Source organism: Brachybacterium sp. NBEC-018, from assembly GCF_024860185.1.
GTDB lineage: Bacteria > Actinomycetota > Actinomycetes > Actinomycetales > Dermabacteraceae > Brachybacterium > Brachybacterium rhamnosum.
In genome coordinates this window covers 1,565,093-1,576,673 of sequence record NZ_CP100650.1, presented here as the reverse complement: position 1 = coordinate 1,576,673, position 11,581 = coordinate 1,565,093, and the positions used below count along the sequence as shown (strand labels likewise).

Annotated in this window: 14 protein-coding genes; 8 read left to right on the top strand and 6 right to left on the bottom strand. The window is 68.1% G+C overall.

Annotated features, from left to right (window positions below):
- Nucleotides 1-37: 37 nt before the first annotated feature.
- Nucleotides 38-709 carry a lysophospholipid acyltransferase family protein gene (locus NLU66_RS07010; RefSeq protein WP_259362215.1) on the top strand — a complete coding sequence of 224 codons (672 nt, stop codon included), beginning with the start codon at nucleotides 38-40 and terminating at the stop codon, nucleotides 707-709.
- A gap of 132 nt (nucleotides 710-841) precedes the next feature.
- On the top strand, nucleotides 842-1,225 hold the full coding sequence (locus NLU66_RS07005; protein WP_259362214.1) for a universal stress protein: 384 nt from the start codon (nucleotides 842-844) through the stop codon (nucleotides 1,223-1,225).
- Nucleotides 1,226-1,302: 77 nt separating this feature from the next.
- Here the strand turns inward: NLU66_RS07005 and NLU66_RS07000 are convergent, their stop codons facing one another.
- Nucleotides 1,303-2,814, bottom strand: coding sequence for a catalase (locus tag NLU66_RS07000; RefSeq protein ID WP_259362213.1), 1,512 nt, complete (start codon nucleotides 2,812-2,814; stop codon nucleotides 1,303-1,305).
- 66 nt (nucleotides 2,815-2,880) lie between these two features.
- Nucleotides 2,881-3,354 carry a Fur family transcriptional regulator gene (locus NLU66_RS06995; RefSeq protein WP_259362212.1) on the bottom strand — a complete coding sequence of 158 codons (474 nt, stop codon included), beginning with the start codon at nucleotides 3,352-3,354 and terminating at the stop codon, nucleotides 2,881-2,883.
- A gap of 212 nt (nucleotides 3,355-3,566) precedes the next feature.
- Here NLU66_RS06995 and NLU66_RS06990 point away from each other — a divergent pair, with 212 nt between their 5' ends.
- From NLU66_RS06990 to NLU66_RS06975, 4 genes are all read left to right on the top strand, one after another.
- Nucleotides 3,567-4,763 (top strand): sensor histidine kinase, encoded by a 1,197-nt coding sequence (locus NLU66_RS06990; protein ID WP_259362211.1) that lies wholly within the window; start codon nucleotides 3,567-3,569, stop codon nucleotides 4,761-4,763.
- Complete coding sequence (locus NLU66_RS06985; protein WP_259362210.1) at nucleotides 4,763-5,473, top strand: response regulator transcription factor; 711 nt, start codon at nucleotides 4,763-4,765, stop codon at nucleotides 5,471-5,473. The genes NLU66_RS06990 and NLU66_RS06985 overlap by 1 nt, the downstream gene beginning before the upstream one ends.
- Before the next feature lie 267 nt (nucleotides 5,474-5,740).
- Entirely contained in the window at nucleotides 5,741-6,223 is a 483-nt protein-coding gene (locus NLU66_RS06980) for a hypothetical protein (RefSeq protein WP_259362209.1), read from the top strand.
- Between the two features lie 108 nt (nucleotides 6,224-6,331).
- Nucleotides 6,332-7,135 (top strand): hypothetical protein, encoded by an 804-nt coding sequence (locus tag NLU66_RS06975; protein WP_259362208.1) that lies wholly within the window; start codon nucleotides 6,332-6,334, stop codon nucleotides 7,133-7,135.
- 66 nt (nucleotides 7,136-7,201) lie between these two features.
- Here the strand turns inward: NLU66_RS06975 and NLU66_RS06970 are convergent, their stop codons facing one another.
- The 3 genes from NLU66_RS06970 to NLU66_RS06960 all read right to left on the bottom strand — a co-directional run bounded on the left by NLU66_RS06970 (nucleotide 7,202) and on the right by NLU66_RS06960 (nucleotide 7,831).
- The gene (locus tag NLU66_RS06970) at nucleotides 7,202-7,381 is read right to left on the bottom strand and encodes a hypothetical protein (RefSeq protein WP_259362207.1); all 180 of its coding nucleotides are present in this window, start codon (nucleotides 7,379-7,381) and stop codon (nucleotides 7,202-7,204) included.
- Between the two features lie 67 nt (nucleotides 7,382-7,448).
- Nucleotides 7,449-7,622, bottom strand: a complete 174-nt coding sequence (locus NLU66_RS06965; protein WP_259362206.1) for a hypothetical protein — start codon at nucleotides 7,620-7,622, stop codon at nucleotides 7,449-7,451.
- 11 nt (nucleotides 7,623-7,633) lie between these two features.
- Entirely contained in the window at nucleotides 7,634-7,831 is a 198-nt protein-coding gene (locus NLU66_RS06960; RefSeq protein WP_259362205.1) for a hypothetical protein, read from the bottom strand.
- 1,589 nt (nucleotides 7,832-9,420) lie between these two features.
- Here NLU66_RS06960 and NLU66_RS06955 point away from each other — a divergent pair.
- Nucleotides 9,421-10,224, top strand: coding sequence for a hypothetical protein (locus NLU66_RS06955; RefSeq protein WP_259362204.1), 804 nt, complete (start codon nucleotides 9,421-9,423; stop codon nucleotides 10,222-10,224).
- 269 nt (nucleotides 10,225-10,493) lie between these two features.
- On the opposite strand, the gene NLU66_RS06950 is transcribed toward NLU66_RS06955, so the two are convergent.
- On the bottom strand, nucleotides 10,494-10,949 hold the full coding sequence (locus tag NLU66_RS06950) for a hypothetical protein (RefSeq protein WP_259362203.1): 456 nt from the start codon (nucleotides 10,947-10,949) through the stop codon (nucleotides 10,494-10,496).
- Between the two features lie 332 nt (nucleotides 10,950-11,281).
- Between NLU66_RS06950 and NLU66_RS06945 the strand changes: the two genes are divergently transcribed.
- On the top strand, nucleotides 11,282-11,521 hold the full coding sequence (locus NLU66_RS06945; protein ID WP_259362202.1) for a hypothetical protein: 240 nt from the start codon (nucleotides 11,282-11,284) through the stop codon (nucleotides 11,519-11,521).
- Nucleotides 11,522-11,581: the final 60 nt, after the last annotated feature.

The following is an 11,581-nucleotide window of genomic DNA, read 5'->3' as shown; positions in this document are numbered from 1 at the left end:
ACGGTGTCCCCGATCGTCGACCCCTCCTGGAGGTACCGTGCCCACCGCGTTCTACTACGGGGCCCGCGCCCTGGTGCGCCCCTATGTCCGCCTGTTCTGGAAGCCCCGCGTGACCGGGCTCGAGAACGTGCCCCGGGAGGGCGGGTACGTCATGGCGGCGAACCACCTCGCCAACGTCGACTCCTTCCTCATCCCGGTCGTGTTCGACCGCGAGGTCCACTTCGTCTCCAAGGACGACTTCTGGAAGAAGCCCGGCCTCAAGGGCTGGATCCTCAAGACCTTCTTCGAGCAGGTGGGCGCGGTGCCGCTGGACCGGGAGGCGCTCTCGAGCGGCAAGGGTGCGCTCCAGGCGGGTCTCGAGGTGCTGCGCGAGGGGCACGGGTTCGGCATCTACCCCGAGGGCACGCGCTCCAAGGACGGCCTGCTGCACCCGGGGAAGCAGGGCGCGGCGTGGCTCGCGATCGAGTCCGGCTGCCCGGTGGTGCCGGTGGGCGTGAAGAACACCCCGTCGATCTTCTCCGTCCCGTGGCGGAAGGTGCGCGGCACGGTGTCCGTGCGCGTGGGCCGCCCGATCGAGGTCTCCGAGATCGATCCGAGCCTGAGCAAGGGCGCCCGTCGCCGCCTGCTGACGGCGCGGATCATGGACGAGATCCAGAAGCTCTCCGGCCAGACCCGCTCCGACGTCGTCCTCCCCGACGCCGAGGACTGAGCCCGACCCCCCCGGTGCCGGCGGAACGGGACCGGACCCCGGACCGCCCGCCCCCGCGCACGCCGTAGGATCGGGGCAGATCGCGCACCGTCGCAGCGTCCCGGTCCCCGAGCAGCACCCTCAGGAGTGGTCATGGCAGTCGTCGTCGGATTCATCCCCACCGACGTGGGGTTCGCGGCGCTCGACGCGGCCCGCACCGAGGCGGAGCGCCGCGGCGGCCCGCTGATCCTGGTCAACGTGGTGCGCGACGGCGTCGAGGACGATCCCCGGCACGCCGACGAGGGCCAGCTGGACATCGCCGCCGATCACCTGCGCGGCGCCGCGGTGCGCGTGGAGGTGCGCCAGGAGCGCACGGAGGACGACATCGCCGAGGTGCTGCTGCAGGTCGTCGAGCAGGAGCGGGCCGAGCTGCTCGTGCTCGGCATCCGCCGGCAGCGGGAGCTGGGCCGGCACCTCATGGGCCTCACCGTGCAGAAGCTGCTCCTCTCCTCCCCCTCCGAGGTGCTCGTCGTCTGAGCACCTGGCGCTGACGAACGCGAGCGGCCCGCCTCCTTCCGGAGGCGGGCCGCTGTGCGTCGGTCGGTGAGGTCAGATCACTCGTCGACGGGATCGGCGCCGGGGACCTGCTCCTCGAGGCCGGCCTTCACCGCCGCCTCGATCGCCGCACCGACCTCCTGGTCGATGTTCTTCCAGTACTGGAAGGCGTTCGAGAGCACGGGCTCCTGGACGGTCGAGAGGGCGCCGGAGACGGTCTCCACGAGACGGCCGCGCTCGGCCTCGTCCATGACTTCGCGGATCAGGGTGTGCGCCTGACCGAAGTCGTCGTCCTCCGCGTGCAGGGAGTAGGCGGAGCGCACGAGCGCACCGTCGGCCTCCCAGCCGTTGTCCACGGGGCCCTGCTCCTCCTGGTAGGCGCGACCGAAGGAGTTCGGCGCGTACACCGGCGCGTCGCCGCTGTGCAGGAACTGCATCGCACCCTCCTTGTCATAGGAGTTCGTGTCCACGAGCGGGCGGTTCACGGGCAGCTGGTTGAAGTTCGTGCCGAGGCGGTTGCGCTGCGCGTCCGGGTAGGAGAAGACGCGGCCCAGCAGCATCTTGTCCGGGGAGACGCCGGTGCCCGGCACGGTGTTCGAGGGGCTGAACGCGGCCTGCTCGATCTGCGCGTAGTGGTTGGTGGGGTTCTGGTTCAGCGTGAACCGGCCCAGCGGGATGCGCGGGTAGTCCTTCTTCGACCAGGTCTTCGTGAGGTCGAAGGGGTTGAAGCGGTAGTCCTTCGCCTCGTCGTAGGGCATGAGCTGCACCTCGACGCGCCAGGACGGGAACTCGCCGCCCGCGATCGCGTCGAAGAGGTCGCGGCGGTGGTAGTCCGCGTCGGAGCCCGCGAGCTCGCCGGCCTCCTCGTTGGTGAGGAACTCCAGGCCCTGCTCGGTGAGGAAGTGGTACTTGACCCAGAACTTCTCGCCGGCCTCGTTGACCCACAGGTAGGTGTGGGAGGAGTAGCCGTTCATGTGGCGCCAGGTCTTGGGCAGCCCGCGATCGCCCATGAGGTAGGTGACCTGGTGGGCGCTCTCCGGGGAGAGGGTCCAGAAGTCCCACTGCATGGTGTTGTCGCGCAGGCCGGAGTCCGGGAGGCGCTTCTGGCTGTGGATGAAGTCGGGGAACTTCATCGGGTCGCGCAGGAAGAAGATCGGGGTGTTGTTGCCGACGATGTCGAAGTTGCCCTCGGCGGTGTAGAACTTCAGCGCGAAGCCGCGCACGTCCCGCCAGGTGTCGGGCGAGCCCAGCTCACCGGCGACGGTGGAGAAGCGGGCCAGCAGCGGGGTCTTCGCGCCCTTCTGGAAGAGCCCGGCCTTCGTGTATCGGGAGAGGTCCTCGGTGATCTCGAGCTCACCGAAGGCGCCGGAGCCCTTCGCGTGGGGGCTGCGCTCCGGGATGCGCTCGCGGTCGAAGCGCGCGAGCTTCTCGACGAGGGCGACGTCGTGGAGGAGCAGGGGGCCGTCGGCGCCGACGCTGAGCGAGTGGGCGTCGCTCTCGCGGGGGGCGCCGGACTCGGTGGTCGAGGGCAGCGACGAATCGTGATGGGCCGTGGGATCCAGGTGGGTCATGGGCTTCTCCTTCGGTCGGACGGTCGGGAAGGGCTGCCCCGGAGGGCAGGTCTGTGGGGGCGGCGCTCAGCCGCGGGTGGTGGCGCCGGCGGGGGCGGCGGCTGCGGGGGCGCCGGCAGAGCGCTCGCTCCGGCAGCTGCTGCACACACCGCGGTAGACGACCTCGGCGACCTCGATCTCGAAGCCGTGGTCCTCCTGCGGGGTGAGGCAGGGCGCGTGGCCGACGGCGCACGGGACGTCCTCGAGCCGGCCGCACTGCGTGCAGACGAGGTGGTGGTGGTTGTCGTGGCGGTGCATCTCGTAGAGCATGCTCCGGCCTCCCACCGACACCCGACGGAGGATCTCCGCCTCGGTGAGGGCGCCGAGGATGTCGTAGACGGCCTGGCGGGAGATGGTGCCGAGGGTCGAGCGCACGGACTGCGCGACCGCGTCGGCATCGGCGTGAGGCAGCTGCTCGACGGCCTCGAGCGTGGCCAGCCGTGGCGCCGTCACCCGCAGTCCCGCGGCGCGCAGGGCGGTGGAGTGGTCAGCGGTGGACATGACCCCGACTGTACCCAGCTCTCTGGACTTGATCAAGAAACGGGCATCTTCCAGACAGCGGCATTCATCCACAGTCCAGACGCACACTTCGCTCAGACTTCTATCAGCATTACTCTTTCCGGGTGATCGAGCGCACACCACGGCCCGTCGGGGCCTCCGCACGTCCCCGCACGGGGCCGGGTGCGGACTCCCCCGATGGCGGGGGCGCGCAGGTGGCGAGCAGGCTCCCGCGCCTCGACAGCCGCGCCGCGGCGGTCGTCGTCACCGTCCTGCTGCTCGGCGGCACGCTCCCCGTGGCCGACGGCATGGGCCCCGCCTCGCTCGCCGTCGCCACCGCGCTCAGCGTCTCCGGCGGCCTCGCTCTGCGCCGCCCCGTCACCGCCGCGGTCCTCACCGGCGGCGTGCTCACGCTCGCCCTGGGCCTCGGCCCCGCGCACATCGGCACCGGCATCCTCGCGAGCCCGCTCGCGATCGCCGCGCTCGCGGCGCACGGCCGCCCTCGTCTCGCGGTCGCGGCCGCGCTGTGGCACGTCGCCTCGCCCGCCGCGGCCGAGGTGCTGCGCGGCGCGCACCTCGACGCCGTCCTCGCCCAGACGATCGGCTGGCTGACCCTCCAGGTGACCGCCCTGCTGGGCGGGAGCTGGGGCCGGGCGCAGGTGCAGCGCGAGGTCGCCGAGCGCGCCCGGGCCGAGTCCGAGCTCGCCGAGCAGCGCCGCGCGATCGCCCGCGAGCTCCACGACACCGGGGTCCGGGCGATGGCCCGCGTCGTCATGCTCGCCGAGTCCGCCCCGCGGGAGCCGGGCGAGCAGCACCCCTCTCCCCTGCGCCGGATCTCCGCGACCGCGCGCGAGGGCACGGACCAGCTGCGCTCGCTCCTCGAGGAGCTGCGCGAGGAGCAAGCCGGCCCCGCCTCCGCCACGGCACCCGCCGTCGCCACCCTCGGACCCCCACCCCTCACGGTCACCGAGGAGGCCCCGCTCACGGAGGCACTCGAGACGCTGTGCGGGCGGCTCGCCGGCGACGGCTTCACCGTGCACCTCCACGCCGCGGGCGCCGAGGCGATCCCCGGCGGGCCGGGCGCCGTGGTGCGCCGCTGCCTCACGGAGATCGAGGAGAACGTGCTGCGCCACGGCGACCGCGAGTTTCCCGTCGCGATCCTCGTCGAGATCGAGGACGCCCCGGATCATGCGTCGCGCGCCGCCACGACCCCTCCGGGCCTCGGGGCGGGCGTCGACATCATCGTCCTGAACGCGGTGGACGAGCACCGACCCTCGGCGCTCTCCGGCGGCCACGGCCTGACCGGCATCACCGAGCGTCTCGCCGCAGTGGGCGGCACCCTCCACACCGAGCGCGACGGCCGCATGTTCCTCACCCGCCTCGCGATCCCGGCACTCACGGACGCCGCCTGATGCCGCGCGGCACCCCCTCCCCCGCCCCGAGCACCCGGGTGCTCGTGTGCGACGACGACCCGATCGTGCGGGAGGCGCTCGCGGCCTACCTGGACCGCGAGGGCGACCTCGAGGTCGTCGCCGTCGAGGAGACGGCGGAGGCCGCCCTCACGCGCATCGAGGAGCTTGAGCCCGAGGTCGTGCTCATGGACCTCGTCCTGCCGGGCATGGACGGGATCGCCGCCACATCGGCGATCGTCGAGCGCCGGCCGCACACATCCGTGCTCGTGCTGACCACCTTCGGCACCGAGGAGCAGGCCCGCGCCGCGCTCGGCGGGGGCGCCGCCGGGTTCCTCCTGAAGACGACCTCCGCGGAGGCCCTCGTCGCGGCCGTCCGCGCGGCCCGTCAGGAGGCGGTGACGGTGCTCTCGCCGGTCATCGCCGCGAACATCGTCGCGGCCGGACCCGCCGAATCCGAGGAGCGGGATGCCGACGGCGACGCCGCCGCGGCCCTGGGGCTCAGCGAGCGCGAGCAGGAGGTGCTCGCCGCCGTGTGCCGGGCGAGCTCGAACGCCGAGATCGCCCAGGAGCTCGGCGTCACCGAGTCCACCGTGAAGTCCCACGTCACCGCGCTGAACGCGAAGCTCGGCTGCCGGTCGCGGATCCAGCTGACGGTGCGCGCCTTCGCCCTGGGCCTTGTCGCCCCGCCAAGCGGCACGCCGATCCCGTAGCGCGGTCCCGGATCCCGACGGCAGCCCGCTGACGCGCACCCCACTCTTCCCTCGCGCCCGACCCGGGCCCGCGTGAGGCTCCGGATCAGGAGTTTCGGGGCCTCCGGACGCGCGAGCCGCCGGAGCCAGCGACATGTTCGTTTCAGTAGATGACCTTCTGCAGCACGGAAGCATTCAGATCAGCCCCTCAGCTGAGATGCTGCAGTTCTTGGCTCGCCTGAACGAAACCGTCTTCACGCACGGACGGGAACACGTGGAGGAACCGTCATGCAAGTGAAGATGCACAGTCGGCCATATAGCACCGGCACCGTTGATCAGCGCACCGACGACCGGCGGATCGGCCGATACCGCAGCGCGTACACCCACTGCGGCGCGGCCACCCGCTGGCCGTGCGGATCTGGGCAGGCGCCACCACCCGCCCAGGGGAACATCGGCCAGGCCGAGATGTCCGTAGAGGATGCGATCGCGCTCCTCGATGCCGGTGGTGCGCTGATGGCGATCCGTGGCGATTATCACCGCGATCCCCCCGCACCGGAGAGGGTTCGGAATGCCGACGTCGTCAGGATGCGCGCCGCCTTCCAGAGCCTCGAGGACGACCTCGTTGGCCGCGGCGCGCGCCTCCGCCGAGAGACGAGCTGTGGGCTACCTGTCTCGCGCATAGGGTCGCCCGCCCCCTGCAAGACATCGCAAGGCTTCGATCTCGGCGAGGATCCAAGGGACCCAGATCACCATTCTCAACCTGACACCTGAGAGCGGGCCTGACAGTATTCATCGAGGTGAGCGCGCTCCCAGAGTCCTGGACAGCCAGGTCTTGAACGCGCTCAAGAGTTCATGCAGTCGACGGAATATGCACCCCATATGGCCTCCTTCACACCTTTGTCCGTTTTGGTTGTAGGGGTTCTCCTGGTCAGTAACTTTCCGCTCATGAATAACGAACGAGACCCGCGGATCAGCCGACGCACGCTCGCCCACGGCGTGACTTGGGCAGCCCCCACCGTCATCACCGCGGTCGCCGCACCAGCCGTCGCCGCCTCCCTCCGGAAGGACCCCGGTCTGAACGGATGGGTCAGCAACCGCTATGCGGCGGGAACCTGCGGCAGCGCCAACACGACGGTCGAGATCACGTCGATCGCCACCGGCACCACCCCCGATGGAGCCCCGTTCGGCCTCTACCTCTACGACACCGACAACGTGAAGTCCGCGACCGGTGCGACGATCACCTACTGGGTTCTCGGCAATCACGGGACCACCGACAACACGGCGATCACATGGTCCAACGCAAGCGGTCACTCCTCCTGTTGGAACTACCAGGGCCGCGTCGGAACTGCGGTCAAGCCGGACGGCCTCACCTACACCGGTTACCGCTGGATCTACACCTGCGCCATCGATCCGAAGGCGACGACCACCGGCACGGACGGCATTAAGCGCGTCTTCCTGGGCAACTTCCACGTCACCACGAACTCCTTCCGCCAGCCCACTGGCTCCTGCGGCAAGCTGAACGTCTGGACCGAGCGCTCCGTCATCCTCGACGGGGTCACCAAGACTTTCCAGCGCCGCGCCGGCACGGACGGTGCCTACGTCAAGACTGCCGCCCGCTCCGCACGTTCAACGGACTCTCAGACCGAAAGCTCCCCCGAGGAAGTGAAGACCGTCAACTCCTGAATCCAGTGGCAACGAAACGCCCCCGCTCTCCTATGGGAGGGCGGGGGCGTTCGTGCTTGCCGGGGATCAGTGCCTGTCGAGGTACTTTCGAGCTTGCTGCTGGGCCTGGTCGATCTTCGAGGAGTGCTTCGGGGAGACGCGGCGTGCCGTGTTGGCGGCGGTGTCGGTGAGGCGGGTGGCGGTCTCCCGGCCCTTCTGGGTGCGGAGGGCGGACTTGGCGGCGTAGATCATGCGTCGCAGGTTCATCCCGCGATCCGACCATGGGCGCCTGGCACGCTCCTGGGCGCCCGCTGGCAGTACACACCGTGGGGGTTCAGGACTGCGGTTCGTGGTCCATCTTCAGTACCCAGTCATGGTGGAACGCGCACAGTGGAACTCGTCGGAGGCCGTCGGCGTAGGGTAGCTCGACCTCGGCGATGGCGGGGTTCTTGCAGTTGAAGAACTTGCACCGGCCGGCCTGTTCGTGACTGGTGTCGGTGACGTCCATCGGGTCCGGGTTCATGGCTGGCGTCGGTGCTTCGCGACGATGTCCCAGTAGTCAGCGCCGTCGAGCTCCTGCACGGTGCCCTCGGGTGCTCGCTGGTTCAGCTCGTCGACGATGGCGTCGATGTCGAAGTCGGCAGGGTCGTGCGGACCTTCGCTGGCGCGTGCTTCGATGGCGTGGGTGACGGTGAGCTTGAGCTTCTCTCTGTCCATGTCGGCCTCCTAGGGTCGCGAGGGTCCGAGGCTACTGCCGTGATGGGTTGCGCAGCCCCGGTTATGGCGGGATCGACCGAACGGTCGACCGTGAGCGCTGTGACGAAAGGTGCCCTACGGATTCCGTGACTGGGCGTCTGCTCCCTCCATTCTGCGCGCCCGATCAGCGCGCAGGGTGCAGACCATCACTGCCTGATGGCCAATCTCGAGGGTGAGGGAGAAGACCATCGGAACCGAGGCGGGTGCGTCGCAGTCGAGGTGATCGCAACCCCTACTGCGACGATACGCCGCAGACACCGAGCGAGCACGGAATCTCCTCATATGGAGACGCTGCACCTCACGAACGTCGAACTGCTCCGTGACGGAGGAGCATTTGCAGGAGGATCTGCTCTGCGCTCGCGCCGCCGAGCTCCGGGGACCGGGCGGTCCACTGCCGGATGGGGGTGATCAGTCGCGGGGAACGCACAGTGAGCAGAGTGCCATCCGACAGCCACAGCCAAATCGTGGGCACGCTCATCGGGAAGATTCTATGGAGCTGCACCGATAGGGGAAGGAGCGGGACGCGAACAAGTCGGCGTCCGGTGTCCGCGTCGTAGACGGCGAGACGCTCGCCGGCGACGAAGAGAGTTCCCTCCGTGCTCCGCCCGTGGAGCGAGGTGCCGTCGTCGAGCAAATCGGCCCTGCGGTCCGCGTCGAAGTGCCGGAAGCGCGCAGCCAACCGTGCAGGAGGTGCACCAGGAAGCCCGGGAAGGTCACCCTCGACTGGCTGCTCGGGGACGACTGTTTTCACCATGATCTGGATGTTACTGGCACCTGTCGTGCGTGAGTACTGCTTGCGGCTAGGGCTAAGCCGACGTAAGTTGGTCAGCGGCTGTTCCGGTGCTTGAAACCCCCTGGATCATCCTTGCTGGGTGCCCCCGTCCTCTCCTCCGGGAGGGCGGGGGCACTTTGGTGTCACCCGATGGGATGGGCCTCCGCCGATGGTCTTGGTGCCCGGTTAGACCTCTCCGCCCCTACCGCGCTTCCGCCTCGATGGCCACCCGAACACGGCCGACTTAGCCGCACCGACAGGGAGGATCAAGCCCGCTTCCGGCAGCCCCGCAAGGAAGGCGACGGCACTTGCGAAGACGAGCAAGGCCGCAGACACGAGGAGCGCATCTACTTTCTGCATGCCCGGGCTGTGACTGGCGCGCCCAGCTCAACACCACCCGCCGAATGCCTGGGGCAGCCACTCTCATCGGTCGGTGATCCCGTTACCCGGTGAGGTGCACATGCTGCCACGTCTGCAGTCACTCCGGCTCGGGACGCGGCGCTTGCTTCCGCAGCCTCGCGCCGTTCAGGTCCACGTGCGCCTGCCCTCGTCCGAACACCCGAGGCTGCACCTCGGCGATCCGCCCCGGCGCGCAGACCGCGACGGCGCCCCCAATGGTCGAGACATCCCGACTGCGCAAAGCTAACTGCTACTCACACCTCTGAACAGCACAAAGAATCAACATGCAAGCGTTGCAGTATTCAACCATTATGAACCGAGTCACAAACCAGGGAGACCTTAATGCGAAACCCACATGCCCCGGAATACATTTCCGTTCATGACCGCCACACCCGCAAAGACCACCGTGACGCGCCGAACGCTCGCGCGAAGCGTCGCTTGGATCGCACCGACGGCTGTAGTTGCAGCTGCAGCTCCAGCCCTCGCCGTCAGCACAGATTGCGTCACAGTCAACCTCGCGGTCGGCTCGCAGATGACCCTGACGTGGGATAACCAGTGGGTGGAGTCACTGAACAGCTCGAACTTCGTCGCCAACTCTGGAACTCTAGCAGGGTCACCGACGACCTTTACTCCATCGTCCGGATCCCGCTGCCTGAACGGCCGCAACGTGGCCGCGGCAACCCCGGTGACGCAAGCAAAGATCGGCCAACGCGACCCCAACAAGAACGGCGCGACGTTCTCGTACGATCGCACCCTTTGCATCGCTGCTGGGACCTATCAGATTCGTTACTATGCCGCCGCTTATCGCGGCAATCCCATTACGGCCTATATGACGCCGTCGGTTCATAGCCCAACGGGAAGCACGCTCGCGGTGACCGCGATCCCCTCAACTACTCTCTCGCAGAGTGTGACGGCTCACGGTTTCATCAACCCGTCAACCGGTTCCGGGACCAACTCGAACTACGTGCAGTCGAACTTGAGCCGTACGCAGTTTGGCTTCCAGTTCGTGGTTCCTACCCGGGGGACCTACACCTTCCGGTTTCTCTGGAGTTTCGGAGCCATCTCAACTGATGCTGCCAATGCGGGGCGTCTGACCCAGAACCCTTTCCAGGGAGATGCGTGCCTTCCCACGTACGCCAATGACATCGCAGTGGAAGCTCCAGTCATCCGCAGAGCAGCCTGACCCAGCTCATGCCTGAAACCGCCCCCGCCCTCCTACGGGAAGGTGGGGGCGCTTTCGTCATGCCTGTTCGGCGCACTCCATCCTCACCACCCAGTCGACGTGTCAGTCGCACACCATAATCGGCTGCTCGCCGTCTTGGAGGCATAACATCAGGACCATCGGCACAGTCGCCGGGTTCGTGCAGTCGAAGAGGTCGCAGGGGTACATGCCTGGCCAATACGCCGCTGTGCGCGGCGTGAGCAGTGGCTCGGCGTCGTGGTCGCGGCGGCTCAGCGGCGTTTGGTTGCTCCGTGTTGGAGGAGGAGGTTCGAGAGGATTTGCTCCGCGCTCGCGGCCTCGAGTTCCGGGTTCTGAGCGGCCCAGCGCCGGATGGGGTTGCTCGGCCGCGGGGAGCGCACGGTAAGCAGGGTGCTGTCCGAGAGCCACAGCCACAGTATGGGGACGCTCATGGGGAAGATCCTGTGGAGTTGCACCGACAGGGGCAGGAGCGTGACGCGTACGCGCCGGCGTCCGGTGTCGGCGTCGTAGACGTCGAGTCTTTCGTCGGCGATGAAGAGGGTTCTCTCGGTGCTTCGTCCATGGAGTGAGGTGCCGTCGTCGAGAAGGTCGACCCTGCGGTCGGCATCGAAGTGCCGGAAGTGCGCGGCAAACCGTGCAGGTGGTGCCCCGGGTGAGCCTGGGAGATCACCCTCGGCAGATTGGTCGGGGGTGATAGCGTGCGCCATGATTCGGATACTACTGGCGCCTGTCGTTAGCTGATACTGCTTGTGGCTAGGATCGGATCGACGTAAGTTGATCGGCGGCTGCCCCGGTGATTGAAGCCCTCTGGGATCATCCTTGCTGGGTGCCCCATCTTCTCCGGGGGGTGAAGCACTTTGGCACGTCCGGGATGAGGTGTGCGCGAGCTGACCCACCCGGGAGACGCCGAGCACGCCCGCACCGCACTCCGCACGATTCACGATTCACGATTCACGATTCACGATTCACGATTCACGATTCACGATTCACGATTCACGATGCAGATGATGCTGGGGCCTGATGACCGCGACCCTGCAGGATGACGAATCGGGCGCAGCGCGACGGCACCATGGTCTCCATGCAGTTGATCATGATCATCGGACGTGCCGTCGCCGCGCTTGGGCTCATCCTCCTCGCGGTCTCCACGCGTTGGGTGAAGTCCTGGGGCAACCAGTACGCCACTACCGGCGTCCCCACCTCGTGCGCTGGCTGGGCTCTCCTCGTGCTCGGCCTGGGGTTGATCCTCGGCCCGGCGTACTTGTCCGGTCAAATCGGGTGACAGCGAAGCACCCCACCCATCTTCTTGATGGCGGGGCACTGCTGGCTCAGCAACTATGGA